The sequence below is a fragment of the Halorubrum salinarum genome (genome assembly GCF_013267195.1).
GTDB classification, from domain to species: Archaea; Halobacteriota; Halobacteria; order Halobacteriales; family Haloferacaceae; genus Halorubrum; species Halorubrum salinarum.
Window position 1 is genome coordinate 505,954 of record NZ_CP053941.1, and the last position, 13,621, is coordinate 519,574.

Below are 13,621 nucleotides of genomic sequence, written 5' to 3' on the forward strand. Positions count from 1 at the left end.
ACCGTACCGCCGGATAGACCTTAACCTTGTTCCCATGTTCATTATACGCCACGCCGAATATACAAGGGATACCCTGCGCGCCGCGGTGGGGTCGGACGCCGCCGACGCGACGACGAGACGGATCGAGGCCGGGATCGGATTCACGACGAGCGGACGGGGCAGCGACCGATCCGCGCGCTTATGTCGGTCAGGGTGAGAGAACGGGTATGACCGAGCGGGTACTCGTCGTCGACGACTCCTCCTTCCAGCGGACCGTCGTTCGAGACGCGCTGGCGGAGCGGTTCGAGGTGGTCGACGAGGCGGAAAACGGCGCAGAGGCGGTCGAACTCTTCGAGGCGTACGAGCCGGACGCGGTGTCGATGGACGTCGTGATGCCGGAGATGACCGGGATCGAGGCCACGGCGGCCATCAAGGACCGCTGGCCCGACGCGGTGATCGTGATGTGCACGAGCGTCGACCAGCAGGAGAAGATGATGGAGGCGGTGAAGGCGGGCGCCGACGGTTACGTGACGAAGCCGGTCGACGCCGAGGAGCTGGTCGGCGAGTTCGAGAGCCACCTCGGGTAGCGGCGCCCGGGAGTCGACGCGGGATCAGGCGAGACCGACGGGGGATCGGGCGGCGATCGAACGGGGGATCGGGCGGCGATCGAACGGGGGATCGGGCGGCGATCGAACGGGCGCGATCAGGCGGTATCAGGCGGGATCGAACGAGCGGAGGATCGACGCGAGCGCGCTCGCCAGCTCCTCGAACCGGTCCATCTCCATCGAGTCGGTCGTCACCCACACGCCGTGGTCGTTGGCGATGACGCGCGTGAGGTAGCCGTTCTCGAACACGCGGACCGTGAACTGGTAGTCGCCGAGCTGGGTGTTGGCGTACATCGACTGGGCGTGGAACCCCTGGCGTTCGTTCTCGGCGAAGCCGACCAGGTCGGCGGTCCGGCTCAGGTCGCTGCGGAGGTACAGCTGGTCGACGTCCGCTTCCGTGAAGTAGGTGAGGCTCCGCAGTTCGTCTCCCGTCGCGGTGCGGGCGGCGCTGAGCAGTTCCTCTGCGCGTTGGTCCGGTGGGTGGGGCATACACTCACGATCAATGTTCACACACATGAGCGTGTGGGTGGCCGCAGCCCCGGCCGGCGACCGGGAGGGACAGAGTTTACCGACTCCCCCGTGATCGCTCGTCTGATGAGCGACCACGACGACGTCTGCGTCCTGCTGCCGACGATGAACGAGGCCGAGACGGTCGCACGCGTCGTCGCGGACTTCCGGGACGCCGGCTTCGAGAACCTCCTCGTGATCGACGGCGGCTCGACCGACGAGACGCGATCGATCGCCCGCGAGGCCGGCGCGCGCGTCGTGGAGCAGTCGGGGCGCGGCAAGGGGCAGGCGGTCAGGGAGGCGGTCAGGGACCACGTCCGGGCGCCGTACGTCCTGATGGCGGACGCGGACGCCACCTACGACGCGAGCGACGCGGCGGCGATGCTCGACCCCCTGCTCGACGGCGAGGCCGACCACGTCATCGGGAACCGGTTCGCGGACATGCGCCCGGGGGCGATGACCCGGCTCAACCGGATCGGAAACCGCCTGATCAACCTCGCGTTCCGGGCGATCCACCGCGAGAGCTACCGCGACATCCTCTCCGGGTACCGCGCGTTCACCCGCGAGTCGTTCCTGCGGCTCCACCTCACCGCCGACGGGTTCGGCATCGAGACGGAGATGGCCGTCGAGTGCGTGAAGAACCGCGTCTCGGTCGCCGTGGTCCCGATCACGTACCGGGAGCGGCCCGGCGGCTCCGCGACGAACCTCCACCCGGTCCGGGACGGCGGCGTGATCTTCCTGGAGCTGTACCGGAAGGCGAAGACGAACAACCCGCTGTTCTACTTCGGGAGCGCCGGCGCGGCCGCGACCGCGACGGGGCTGGCGATGGGCGCGTTCGTCCTCTACCGGTACCTCGCGTTCGGGATCAGCCACGAAATCGTCGCCGTCGGCGCGGTCGGCGCGACGATCCTCGGGATCCAGCTGCTGGTGTTCGGGGTCCTCGCCGACATGATCCACTCCCTCCACCGCGAGCAGATCGCGCGGTACGAGCGGGCGGCCGGCGACGGATCGACGGGAAGGTCGTCGGCCGACGGCGGCGACGACCGGGCGATCGGAACGGAGGAGGTCGCCGACGCGGGCCGCACGACCGGGGGACAGGACGCCGGCCCCGACGACGTCGCCGGTCGGGACGGTCGCGGCGGTTGAGGGGCGCGCGAGACCGGTCGACCCGAGACCGTGCGAAGGGGAACACGGCCTCGCCGGAACTTCCGGAGCCTGCTCCGGGAAGGGGCCGAGAATCGTTCCGGGGACGCCGACTCCGCGTCCGAGGTCACGGAGCGGTCGGTTGGGGTAAATTTCGCGACTGCGATTGTGTCAAACTTTCTGATACGCGGCGAAAGGGACGCCGTCAGCCCGGTTTTCCCGCCCGGATACGCCGATTATCGAAACGCGTGTAAGATGATCGTCCCCGACAACTGTCCCGAAGTCTGAAGTTTTTTATACACCCACTCGTACTACTTGGTATGCCACGGCGAAACATTGAGGATCGTGATGATTCCCGGCATATCGGCCGGCGACAATGGCTCTCCGCGCTCGGCATGGCCGGCGCAGTGACGCTCGCCGGCTGTTCCGGAAACGGCGGCGACGGCGGCGACGGCTCAGACGGTTCCGACGGGATGGACGGCTCGGACGGTTCCGACGGGTCTGACGGCTCCGACGGCGGCGAAAGCCTCGAGCTCTCCGACTTCCCGAAGTTCGGCGTCGACCCCCTCTACGGCCGAGACGTCGCGCACACGCTGGCCGAACGCGCCTTCGAGCAGTCCGAGTACGACTACTCCTTCGACGGGGACACGATGGTCAACCCCGACGGAGACCAGGTCGAACTCGACATCTACCACAGCGCGGGCCAGGAAACTTCGCAGCTGACGGCCGACTTCATCGCCCAGGAGCTCGGGCAGAACCTCGGCATCGACGTCACCGTCGAGGCCATCGACGGCACGCGGTTCAACAACGAGTACTGGACGGCCGAGCCCCAGGGCGGCACCGACACGGTCAACGGCGAGGAGGTCACCTGGGAGAACCCGACGCCGCAGAACCCCGGCCCGCAGTCGGTCACCAGTAACGAGGCGTGGGACATGTCCATCGTGTTCGGGCTGAACACCTACCCGCTCAACCCGCTCACGAACTCCGTGTTCTTCGACGGCGCGACCCCGTTCTACAACCCGGTCGGCTACTATCCGCAGTTCAACGCGCAGGAGCTGTTCGACGAGGCCCGGCAGGCGACGAGCGTCGACGAGCTTCAGGAGGCGTTCGTCGAGATCTTCGAGAACCTCGCGTACGAGCAGCCGTACATCACCCTCCTGTTCAGCGACGACATCGTCGGCTACAACCCCGAGCTCGAGGGGCCGATCGAGAACTTCTCGAACGGCTGGGACCTCCCCGCGTGGTACGAGGGCGAGCCGAACATCAGCGGATCCTACGACACGGTCACCTCCGCGCGGTTCACCACCCTCAACCCGCTTTTCAACACCGAGAACGGCGCCGGCAACGCGATCGCCCGCGCGCTCGACCAGGGGTACACGTTCGACGAGAACCAGGACTACTTCCCGCTGCTGTACGACATGTCCACCGAGGACGGCGAGGTGTGGACGTTCGACGTGCGGGAGAACCTCCAGTTCAGCGAGCCGTACGGGCAGGTCACCGCCGAGGACTTCGTCTACCTCGTGCAGGAGCTCCACCAGGCCGACTGGGCGCCCACCGCGGCGTCGAGCAGCTGGGACGGCGTGACGGTCGAGCAGACCGGCGAGTTCCAGTTCCAGGCGACGCTTGAGTCGTCGAACATCCTGTGGCCCAAGACGTACGACCCGCTCCTGTACCCGATCCCGAAGGACCTCGTCCAGCCGTACGTGGAAGAGGAGGACGTCGAGGGGCTCCAGCAGGACGAGGAGCTGCTCGAACTCCAGTTCACCGGGAACCTCGGCGCGTACGAGCTCACCGAGTGGAACCGCGGCTCGGGCACCGAGTACGTCCGCAACGACGAGTACTACCTCCGCGACATCGACGAGGGTCCCGACCTGTTCTCCGAGGGGCCGCTGTTCGAGGAAGCCTCGATCAGCGTCGTCCAGGAGCAGGCGTCGCGTCTCGGCGCGCTCGAGACCGGCGAGGCGGACTCGGCGGCGATTCCGCCGGAGCAGTACGAGTCGTACAACCAGAACGACAACGTCACCGTCCGGCAGGTCCCCACGCCGTACAACACGATCATCTCCGTCAACCAGCGTGCGAACGGCTGGAACGCCGGTCCGGGTAACCTCTTCCAGCTGGTCCCGTTCCGCCAGGCGATGGCGTCGGCGATCAGCAAGCAGGACCTCATCCAGGGGGTCTACCGCGGGCTCGCCTCGCCGCACTTCACGTGGCAGCCCCGCTGGTCCGAGTTCTACCCGGAGACGGACGGGTAAGCCCGAACCACCCCGCTCTCACTTCACCGTTTTAGACACCACATGGGATTTGGAAGGTACGTAACCGCTCGGGTTCTCTGGGCAGCAGTGGTATCGCTAATCATCGTTACGGTCACGTTCCTGCTGCTCTCGGCCGCCCCGAACCCGGCCGTTCAGCGGGCGGCGACGCAGGCGGCGCTCCAAGGGGGCGATCCGGCGGCCGCCGCCGAGCGCGCGCGGGAGCTACGCGGCCTCAACGAGCCGCTCCACGTCCGGTACTTCGACTTCATCCGGAGCGTGTACACGCTCGACTGGGGCTGGTCCGTGAGTCGGAGCCAGCCGGTCATGGAGGCCGTCACGCAGGCGCTGTACTACACCGCGCAGTACTCGGTCCCCTGGACGATCCTCACGATCATCTTGGGCCCGCTCGTCGGCGTCTACTCCGCCGCGAACATGTACAGCTGGAAGGACCACGCAGCGACCGGGTTCGCGTTCTTCGGCTACGCCATCCCGAACTTCTTCTTCGGGATCATCCTGCTGCTCGTCTTCGGGGTGTGGCTGGAGTGGATACCGATCACCTACAACACGGGCGTGCCGGTGTTCAGCGTGGAAAACGCGATCCAGTTGGCGGTGCCGGTGTTCGTCCTGGTCACCGGGTCGATCGGCGCCGTGATGCGCGTCTCGCGGAACGAGTCGGCGGAGTTCCAGAACGCCGACTTCATGAAGACCGCGAAGGCGAAGGGCGTATCACCGCTACGTGCGTACGCGTACCACGTCATGCGGCCGACCCTCGTCCCGCTCTCGACCACGCTCGTCGGGCAGCTGCTCGCGCTGTTCCTCGGCGCGTCGCTGCTCGTCGAGGTCGTGTTCGCCATTCCCGGGCTTGGACGGTTGACCTACGAGGCGCTGGTCGCACAGGACACGAGCCTCGTGTTGGGGACGACGCTGTTCTTCACGTTCGTCGCCGTCATCGGGAACCTCCTCGAAGACCTCGTGTTCACCGTACTCGACCCGCGGATCAGCTACGATGACAGGTAACACAAACAATGGCAACTGAAGAATCCGAACGGTTCGACCAAGTCGACTGGAACGACCTCTCGCGGTCGGGACGGTTCGATCTGTCGATCAACTCGCTCGGGATGCTCCTGACGACGGTCCCGCTCGCGCTGCTCGGCGTGTACGACTGGCGGTTCACCGGTCAGCGGACCCCGACCTTCGAGTTCATCGGCCTCGAGCGGAACCTGGAGACGATCGACTTCCTCTTCATCTTCACGCTGTTCCTGGCGTTCTGGTACCTCGTCTTACCGCTGTACCAGAACCCGCGGATGACGCGGTACTACTGGAAGGAGTTCAAGCGCAACCGGCCGGCGGTCGTGAGCCTCGGCTGGCTCGCAATCGTCTTCGTCGGCGGACTCGTCGGGCCGCTCGTGTTGAGCGCCCCCCAGCAGGAACTGCTCATCGCCTACCAGCCGCCGGTTTTCACGTCCGTCGTGGACACGACCCCGGCGACCTGCGTCGGCGAGGTGATGAACGGCCGGTGTTACGGCACCTGGCAACACCCGCTCGGAACCACGCAGGGCGGGAAGGACGTGTTCACGATGATCGTCTACGGGATGACGATCAGCATGCAGATCGCGTTCATCACGACGACCATCGTCGCGACGATCGGGATCTCGTTCGGGACGCTGAGCGCGTACGCGGGCGGCTGGGTCGACGAGATCATGATGCGGTTCGTCGACATCATCCTCTCGTTCCCGACGTTCCTGATGTTCCTGCTCATCCTGTACATCTACGGCGGCGGGCTGGGGATGTTCATCGTGGTGTTCTCGCTGTTCGCCTGGGGCGGCATGGCGCGCTACGTGCGCAGCAAGTCGCTGTCCATCTCCGAGGAGGAGTTCATCAAGGCGAGCCGGATCAGCGGCGCGAGCACGTACCAGGTGATCCGCGGCCACGTCGTGCCCAACGCGGCGAGCAGTATCATCACGAACCTGACGCTGCTCATCCCCGGCTTCCTGCTGTTCGAGGCGCAGCTGGCGTTCCTCGGGATCGGTGACTCGACGGTCCCCTCGTGGGGGCAGCTCATCTCCGCCGGGCGGAGCGACCTGTCGTTCGCCCCGTGGATCGTGTTGGCGCCGGGTATCGTGCTGTTCTTGACCATCCTCGCGTTCAACTTCCTCGGCGACGCGCTGTTGGACGCGCTGAACCCCGAAGCGGAGGCGGAGAACGAATAATGGCCGACGATCAGCCACTACTCGAGGTCGAAAACCTCACGACGACGTTCAGCACCGACAACGGAACCCTCACCGCGGTCGACGGCGTCGACTTCACCGTCGACACCGGCGAGACGGTCTGTATCGTCGGCGAGTCGGGCTCCGGGAAGACGGTCGCGACCGAGTCGATCACAAGGATCATCAACACCCCGCCGGGGGAGATCGAGGGGACCGTCCGGTACAAGGGGCGCGACCTGCTGTCGATGTCAGAGTCGGAGCTCCGGAACATCCGAGGCAACGACATCGCGCACATCTTCCAGAACCCGCAGGAGGCGATGAACCACTGCTACACCGTCGGGTGGCAGATCACCGAGGCGCTCCAGATCCACCAGGACGTCTCCGACGACGAGGCCCGCGCGAAGGCGGTCGACCTCATGGACCGCGTGGGGATCGCGAACGCGAGCTCGCGGTTCGACGACTACCCCCACGAGTTCTCCGGCGGACAGAAGCAGCGCGTGATGATCGCGATGGCGCTGGTCGGCGACCCCGACCTGCTCATCGCCGACGAGCCCACGACGGCGCTCGACGTGACCGTTCAGGCCCAGATCCTGAAGCTCCTCGACGACCTCCAAGAGGAGTTCGAGATGGGCATCCTGTTCGTCACGCACGACCTCGGCGTCGTCGCGGAGATCGCCGACCGGATCGTCGTGATGTACGCCGGGAAGGTGATGGAGCGGGGCGGGGTCCTCGACATCTTCGATCACCCCGCACACCCGTACACCCAGCAGCTGTTGGAGTGTCTGCCGGAGTTCGGCGGCTCCGGCGGCGGGATTCCGGGAACGCTGCCGGACCCGCACAACCCGCCGGACGGCTGTCGGTTCGCGCCCCGCTGCGAATACGCCGAGGAGGCGTGCCGCACCGGCGACCAGCCGGACGAGATCGAGGTCGCGCCCGACCAAGAGGTCTCCTGCGTCCACTACGGGCCGGGCGGAAACCCCTCGATAGTGCGAAGCGAGGGGCTCGGGCCGGGCGACGAGACCGGAGCGGCCGGAGACAGCGAGGTGGGTCCGGCCGATGACTGAGCCGCTGCTCTCGGTCCGCGACCTGAAGAAGCACTACCCGATCCGGAAGGGGATCTTCAACCGGAAGGTCGGCGCCGCGCGCGCCGTCGACGGGATCAGCTTCGACATCGAGGAGGGCGAGACGCTCGGCCTCGTCGGCGAGTCCGGGTGCGGGAAGTCGACCGCGGCGAGCTCCGTCATCCACCTGGAGGAGCCGACCTCGGGAGAGGTCATCTTCAACGGGAACGGCCGGAAGGGCGCGACGCGTAACCCCGACGGGACCCACCCCAACGACGTGACGGAGTTCGACGACCAGGAGATGATGGAGTTCCGACGGGGCGCCCAGATGATCTTCCAGGACCCGTCGTCGAGCTTCGACCCGCGGGTGTCCATCGGCAACGCGGTCGGCGAGCTGCTCAAGGTTCACGGCATGAGCGACCGCCACCGGCGCCGCGCCATCGTCGAGGACCTGCTCGAACGCGTCGGGCTCTCGGCGAACGACTTCGACCGGTATCCGCACGAGTTCTCCGGCGGGCAGAAACAGCGGATCGCGCTCGCCCGGGCGCTCGTGTTGAACCCGGACCTCATCATCGCCGACGAGCCGGTGAGCGCGCTCGACGTCTCCATCCAGGCGGAGATCCTCTCGCTGATCAACGACCTCCAGGACGAGTTCGGGCTGTCGCTGCTGTTCATCAGCCACGACATGTCCGTCATCCGCCAGATCTGCGACCGCGTCGCCGTGATGTACCTCGGCGAGATCGTCGAGATCGGCCCGGTCGAGGAGATCTTCACCAACCCGCAACACCCCTACACCGAGGCGCTGCTGTCCTCGATCCCGACGCCGGACCCGCGCGCGAGCGTCGGCGGCATCGAGCTGAAGGGCACCGTCCCCAGCCCGACGAACCCGCCGAGCGGCTGTCGGTTCCACACGCGGTGTCACAAGGTGATCCAGCCGGACGGCGTCGACGTCGACCAGGAGGACTGGCGGGGGCTGTTGAACCTGCGCGACAACGTCAACGCCGGCGAGATCGACGTCGAAGGGGTCCGCGAGAACGTCGCCGCCAGCGGCACCAAGCCGACCAGCGCCGAGATCCGCGCGGAGATCCGCCGCGAGTTCGACATCAGCGAGACCGTCGACGACCCCGAACTCGAACGGACGCTCTCGGAGGCGCTCGACCTCCTCATCGAGGACGACGAGGAACAGGCCGGAAGCGTCCTGTCGGACGCGATCACGACGCCGTGCGCCGAGACGGAGCCGCAGCGCACGGCGCACTCGGCCGACCACGAGTCCGCCTGCCTCCTCCACGGGGAGCGGACGCCCGCGGAGCCGAACCCCGCGGACGACTGATCCGGGCGCGACCCGGGTCGGCGATATTTACTCGGCCGCCGAACCGACCGACGACGGGTCGATCCGTCGGGGTTCCGGAACGTCCGCGTCCAGCGGGGCCACCGCCACGTCCCCGCGCGATTCTACGTCCGACTCGCCGTCGCCGTCCGGCGGCGCGAGCACTGCCGTCGCACCGACCGAGAGCGGCGCGACGAGCCCGGCCGCGAGCGCCGGCGGATCGGAGAACGGGCGACGGAGGACGACGCGCGTCCCCTCCTCCATCGCGCCGGCCTCGACGGCCGCCGCCGCGGTCGAACAGAGGTCGCGGTGGCTGAACGCCCGGTCCGGGCCGACGACGGCGTCGTCGTCGGGGACGACGTCGCTCGGCGGGGTTCCCGGATTCTCGCTCCACAGCTCCTGTTCCCAGTGCGTGGTCTCGGGGCGCTCCGGCGACCCGCCGAACAGGGCGAGGTTCGTGCCCGGCGCCGGGTCGAAGGCGGCGGCGGTCGCGACAGGCGCGAGCACGACGCGGTCGCCGGCCTCGATCCCCGCCGCCGGGTCGAACCGGACCGGTGCGCCGACGGCGGCGGCACCGAGGAACGCAAGCGTCGTGTGGAAGCCCGGTTTGGGGTCGACGGCGACGGTCGCGCCCGCGCGGACGCCGAGGTACCGGAGCACGTTCGCCGCCTTGTACCCGTTCGTGATCAGGTCGTGGTAGCTCCGCTCCCGGCCGTCCGCCGTGACGAGCGCCGTCTCGCGAGTGCGTCGGTCGCGCGCGAGCAGGTCCCCGACGAGGTCCATAGGCGACGTTCGGAGCGCGCGAGCCTTAACGCTGCGGCGTCGGCGAAACGGGTCCGGGACCGTACCGAGTCGGAACCGGCGTCACGGGGCGCCGGCGATGACCATCTTCGAGCCGTCGGCGGAGAAGGCGAGGTCGCGGGTGGACCCGGGGTCGACGCGGACCGCGTCGCCGGGAGCGAGGTCGACGGCGTCCCCGTCGACGGTGAGCGTCGCCTCGCCGTGGAGCAGCACGTACACCTCCTCGTGGTCGGCGTCGGCGTGGTCGTGTTCCATCCCCTCCCAGCCGGCGTCGGCCTCGACGACGGTCACGCCGAGGCGCTCGCAGTCGAGCGCGTCGCGGAGGAAGTACATGCCGGGCGCGCGGGGTTCGACGTCGTCGTAGGCGGTCGTGTCGTAGCCCATGCCTCGGCGAACGACTCGAAAGGCCGAAAAGCTACGGGCCGCGGAAGGGGAACGTTTCAGGTGCCGGACGAAGGGCTCGCTCCGCTCAGAAGGAGCTCTTCAGCTTCTCGAAGAACCCGCCGCCGACGTCGATGTCCTCGCCGCCGGCCTCGGCAAACGCCTCCAGCGCCTCGCGCTGCTCGTCGTTGAGCGACTCGGGGACGACGACGGCGACCTGCACGTAGAGGTCGCCCCGTCCGCGGCGCCGAAGCCGGGGCATCCCCTTCCCCTGGAGGCGGAACGTCTCGCCGCTCTGCGTCCCGGCGGGGACGTCCATCTCGACGCTGCCGTCGACCGTCTCCACCTCGACGGTGTCGCCGAAGACGGCCTGCGGGAAGGAGATGGCCTCGTTGACGCGGAGGTCGTCGCCGTCGCGCTCGAACCGGTCGCCGACGTCGACGTCGACCTCGATGAGCAGGTCGCCCTTCGGGCCGCCGTTCTCGCCGGGCGCGCCCTCGCGCTCCATCCGGAGGCTCTGTCCAGAGCGGATCCCGGCGGGTATCTCGACCGAGAGCGTCGCCTCCTCGCGGACGACGCCGTCGCCGCCGCAGTCGGAACAGTCCTCGCTGTACAGCTCGCCCTCGCCCTCACAGCGGGGGCACGTCGAGGTCTGCTGGACGCGCCCGAGCGGCGTCTGCTGGACCTGCTGGACCTGCCCGCGACCGTTACACTGCGGGCACGTCTCCACGTCCGCGTCCGGGGGATGGCCCGCGCCGTCGCAGGTGGCGCAGGTGGTGGGTCGCGTGAGCGTGACCTCCTTGGTCGCGCCCTCGAACGCCTCTTCGAGGTCGATGGTCAGCCCCGTCTTGAGGTCGCGCCCCTGCCGCGGCCGGTTGCCGCCGCCACCGCCGCCGCGGCCGCGACCGCCGCCGCCACCGAAGAACTGGTTGAAGATGTCCTCGAAGCCGCCGGCGCCCCCGGCGCCGCCCGCGCCGCCGAAGGGCCCGCCGGCGCCGCCCGGGCCACCGCCGCCGGTCGCGCCGCGCTTGTCGGCCTCGGTGAACCGGTCGTGGCCCATCTGGTCGTACTGCTGTCGCTTCTGCTCGTCGGTGAGCACCTCCTTGGCCTTCTGGATCTTCTTGAACCGCTCCTCGGCGTTCTCGTCGTCGCTGACGTCGGGGTGGTGTTCGGCGGCCTGCTTGCGGTACGCCTTCTTTATCTCCTCCTCGCTGGCGTCCCGCGACACGCCGAGGACGTCGTAGAAATCTTCGCTCATGCGTTGCGTTCGTTGGTTGGTGTTGATCGACGGGTCGATTTAAACGGCGGGGTCGCGGCGTCGAGAATCGGGTCGGAGCGGCTTACTCCTCGTCGTCGTCGTCCACGTCCTCAAAGTCGGCGTCGACGTACTCCTCGTCGTCGCCGTCGGGCCCGGCGCCGCCGGGGCCCGCCGCGCCGCCCGGACCGGCGGCGCCGCCCATGCCGCCCATGCCGCCGGGACCGGCGCCGCCCGCGCCGCCCGGACCGGCCTGCGCGGCCTGGCCCTCGTACATCTGCTTGCCGATCTCCTGGAGCTCCTCGGTGAGCGCCTCGGTGGCGGACTCGATCTCGTCGGTGTCGGCGTCCTCGTCTTCGAGCACGTCCTCGACGTCCTCGATGGCCGCCTCGATGTCGCCGACGAGCGCGTCGTCGTCGAGCTCCTCCTCGTTCTCTTCGAGCAGGGTCTCGGCGCGCTGGATCGTCGTCTCGGCCTCGTTGCGGGCCTCGATCCGCTCGCGGCGGGCCTCGTCCTCCTCGGCGTGCTTCTCGGCCTCCTCTTGCATCTCCTCGATCTCCTCGTCGGAGAGGCCGACGCCGCCCTCGATGGTGATCGACTCGGCGTTGCCCGAGCCCTGATCCTCGGCCTCGACGTTGACGATGCCGTTCTCGTCGATGTTGAACGAGACCTCGATCTGCGGGGTGCCCGCGGGCGCCGGCGGGATGCCGGACAGCTGGAACGCGCCGAGCAGCTCGTTCTCCTCGGCGATCTCGCGTTCGCCCTGGAAGACGCGGACGTTGACGGAGGTCTGGTTGTCGGCGGCCGTGGTGAACACCTTCGACTCCTCGGTGGGGATCGTGGTGTTCTTCTCGATGAGCCGCTCGAAGAGGCCGCCCTTCACCTCGATCCCGAGCGAGAGCGGGGTGACGTCCAGCAGCACGATGTCGTCGACGTCGCCGGAGAGCACGCCGCCCTGGACCGCCGCGCCGAGCGCGACCGCCTCGTCGGGGTTGACGTTCTTCTTCGGCTCCTGTCCGACGAGCTCCTCGACCTGCTCCTGGACCTGCGGCATCCGCGTGGAGCCGCCGACGAGGATGACCTCGTCGATGTCGGACTTCGAGTAGTCGGCGTCGGCGAGCGCCTGCTCGGTCGGCTCGACGGTGCGCTCGATGAGGTCCGAGGTGAGGTTCTCGAACGTCGCGCGGGTGACGGACTGTTCGAGGTGGACCGGGCCGCTGTCGGTCGCGGTGATGAACGGGAGGTTGACCGTGGTCTCCTTCTTGTTCGACAGCTCGATCTTCGCCTCCTCGGCGGCGTCTTTCAGCCGCTGGAGCGCCTGCCGGTCGTCGCGGAGGTCGATCCCGTGGTCGTTCTGGAACTCGTCGGCGAGGTGGTCGATGAGCGCCTCGTCCCAGTCGTCGCCGCCGAGGTCGTTGTCCCCGTTCGTGGCGACGACCTCGTAGACGCCGCCGCCCAGGTCGAGGACCGACACGTCGAACGTGCCGCCCCCGAGGTCGTACACGAGGACGGTCTGGTCGGACTCGTCGTCGAGGCCGTACGCCATGGAGGCCGCGGTCGGCTCGTTGACGATGCGTTCGACCTCGAAGCCGGCGATCTCGCCGGCGTCCTTCGTCGCCTGGCGCTGCTTGTCGTTGAAGTAGGCGGGGACGGTGATGACCGCCTTCTCGACATCGTCGCCGAGGTACTCCTCGGCGTCGCGTTTGATCTTCTGGAGGATCATCGCCGAGACCTGCTCCGGGGTGTAGTCGTCGTCGCCGATCTCGACGGTGTAGTCGTCGTCGCCCATGTGCCGCTTGATCGACTGGATCGTGCGGTCGGGGTTCTGGACGGCCTGGTTCTTCGCCGGCTTGCCGACGAGGCGCTCGCCGTCGTCGGCGAAGGCGACGACCGACGGAGTGGTCCGGTCGCCTTCCGCGTTGGCGATGATCTCGGGCTCGTCGCCCTCCATCACCGCGAACGCGGAGTTGGTGGTACCGAGGTCGATACCGAGAATCTTGTTGCTCGCCATCTTGGTCATAGGTAGCGGCTTGTTTCGGTTAAAGGTTACTAGATGCTGCCATACGGCCGCACAAACGAACCCGCTGCCGTCGTGCGATTTCT

Annotated in this window: 12 protein-coding genes; 7 read left to right on the forward strand and 5 right to left on the reverse strand. The window is 68.0% G+C overall.

From position 1 onward, the window contains the following. Positions 1–206: 206 nt before the first annotated feature. The gene (locus tag HPS36_RS02655) at positions 207–566 is read left to right on the forward strand and encodes a response regulator (RefSeq protein ID WP_053771593.1); all 360 of its coding nucleotides are present in this window, start codon (positions 207–209) and stop codon (positions 564–566) included. A 126-nt stretch (positions 567–692) separates the two neighbouring features. Here HPS36_RS02655 and HPS36_RS02660 read toward each other — a convergent pair whose 3' ends face one another. After that, positions 693–1,073, reverse strand: a complete 381-nt coding sequence (locus HPS36_RS02660) for a DUF7522 family protein (protein ID WP_121561847.1) — start codon at positions 1,071–1,073, stop codon at positions 693–695. Positions 1,074–1,178: 105 nt separating this feature from the next. Between HPS36_RS02660 and aglJ the strand changes: the two genes are divergently transcribed. The 6 genes from aglJ (at position 1,179) to HPS36_RS02690 (ending at position 9,084) form a co-directional block, all read left to right on the forward strand. Continuing rightward, complete coding sequence (aglJ, locus tag HPS36_RS02665; RefSeq protein WP_173228406.1) at positions 1,179–2,237, forward strand: S-layer glycoprotein N-glycosyltransferase AglJ; 1,059 nt, start codon at positions 1,179–1,181, stop codon at positions 2,235–2,237. Positions 2,238–2,554: 317 nt separating this feature from the next. Continuing rightward, the gene (locus tag HPS36_RS02670; protein WP_173228407.1) at positions 2,555–4,486 is read left to right on the forward strand and encodes an ABC transporter substrate-binding protein; all 1,932 of its coding nucleotides are present in this window, start codon (positions 2,555–2,557) and stop codon (positions 4,484–4,486) included. A 42-nt stretch (positions 4,487–4,528) separates the two neighbouring features. Next, positions 4,529–5,503: an ABC transporter permease gene (locus HPS36_RS02675; protein WP_137717530.1), complete on the forward strand. Its 975-nt coding sequence runs from the start codon at positions 4,529–4,531 to the stop codon at positions 5,501–5,503. A gap of 8 nt (positions 5,504–5,511) precedes the next feature. After that, on the forward strand, positions 5,512–6,696 hold the full coding sequence (locus HPS36_RS02680; protein WP_173228408.1) for an ABC transporter permease: 1,185 nt from the start codon (positions 5,512–5,514) through the stop codon (positions 6,694–6,696). Beyond that, positions 6,696–7,757 (forward strand): ABC transporter ATP-binding protein, encoded by a 1,062-nt coding sequence (locus HPS36_RS02685; RefSeq protein WP_173228409.1) that lies wholly within the window; start codon positions 6,696–6,698, stop codon positions 7,755–7,757. Before HPS36_RS02680 ends, HPS36_RS02685 begins: the two co-directional genes overlap by 1 nt. After that, the gene (locus HPS36_RS02690) at positions 7,750–9,084 is read left to right on the forward strand and encodes an ABC transporter ATP-binding protein (RefSeq protein WP_173228410.1); all 1,335 of its coding nucleotides are present in this window, start codon (positions 7,750–7,752) and stop codon (positions 9,082–9,084) included. The genes HPS36_RS02685 and HPS36_RS02690 overlap by 8 nt, the downstream gene beginning before the upstream one ends. 27 nt (positions 9,085–9,111) lie before the next feature. Here HPS36_RS02690 and HPS36_RS02695 read toward each other — a convergent pair whose 3' ends face one another. From HPS36_RS02695 to dnaK, 4 genes are all read right to left on the reverse strand, one after another. After that, complete coding sequence (locus HPS36_RS02695; RefSeq protein WP_173228411.1) at positions 9,112–9,864, reverse strand: acyl-CoA synthetase family protein; 753 nt, start codon at positions 9,862–9,864, stop codon at positions 9,112–9,114. A gap of 81 nt (positions 9,865–9,945) precedes the next feature. Continuing rightward, positions 9,946–10,266 carry a cupin domain-containing protein gene (locus HPS36_RS02700; RefSeq protein WP_121561840.1) on the reverse strand — a complete coding sequence of 107 codons (321 nt, stop codon included), beginning with the start codon at positions 10,264–10,266 and terminating at the stop codon, positions 9,946–9,948. A gap of 85 nt (positions 10,267–10,351) precedes the next feature. After that, entirely contained in the window at positions 10,352–11,521 is a 1,170-nt protein-coding gene (gene dnaJ, locus HPS36_RS02705; RefSeq protein WP_121561839.1) for a molecular chaperone DnaJ, read from the reverse strand. A gap of 82 nt (positions 11,522–11,603) precedes the next feature. Then, entirely contained in the window at positions 11,604–13,538 is a 1,935-nt protein-coding gene (dnaK, locus tag HPS36_RS02710; RefSeq protein WP_173228412.1) for a molecular chaperone DnaK, read from the reverse strand. Between the last annotated feature and the right edge of the window lie 83 nt (positions 13,539–13,621).

Coding starts and splice junctions, on each gene's coding strand:
- HPS36_RS02655 (WP_053771593.1), top strand. CDS start 207: ATGACCGAGCGGGTACTCGTCGTCGACGACTCCTCCTTCCAGCGGACC.
- HPS36_RS02660 (WP_121561847.1), bottom strand. CDS start 1,073: ATGCCCCACCCACCGGACCAACGCGCAGAGGAACTGCTCAGCGCCGCC.
- aglJ (WP_173228406.1), top strand. CDS start 1,179: ATGAGCGACCACGACGACGTCTGCGTCCTGCTGCCGACGATGAACGAG.
- HPS36_RS02670 (WP_173228407.1), top strand. CDS start 2,555: ATGCCACGGCGAAACATTGAGGATCGTGATGATTCCCGGCATATCGGC.
- HPS36_RS02675 (WP_137717530.1), top strand. CDS start 4,529: ATGGGATTTGGAAGGTACGTAACCGCTCGGGTTCTCTGGGCAGCAGTG.
- HPS36_RS02680 (WP_173228408.1), top strand. CDS start 5,512: ATGGCAACTGAAGAATCCGAACGGTTCGACCAAGTCGACTGGAACGAC.
- HPS36_RS02685 (WP_173228409.1), top strand. CDS start 6,696: ATGGCCGACGATCAGCCACTACTCGAGGTCGAAAACCTCACGACGACG.
- HPS36_RS02690 (WP_173228410.1), top strand. CDS start 7,750: ATGACTGAGCCGCTGCTCTCGGTCCGCGACCTGAAGAAGCACTACCCG.
- HPS36_RS02695 (WP_173228411.1), bottom strand. CDS start 9,864: ATGGACCTCGTCGGGGACCTGCTCGCGCGCGACCGACGCACTCGCGAG.
- HPS36_RS02700 (WP_121561840.1), bottom strand. CDS start 10,266: ATGGGCTACGACACGACCGCCTACGACGACGTCGAACCCCGCGCGCCC.
- dnaJ (WP_121561839.1), bottom strand. CDS start 11,521: ATGAGCGAAGATTTCTACGACGTCCTCGGCGTGTCGCGGGACGCCAGC.
- dnaK (WP_173228412.1), bottom strand. CDS start 13,538: ATGACCAAGATGGCGAGCAACAAGATTCTCGGTATCGACCTCGGTACC.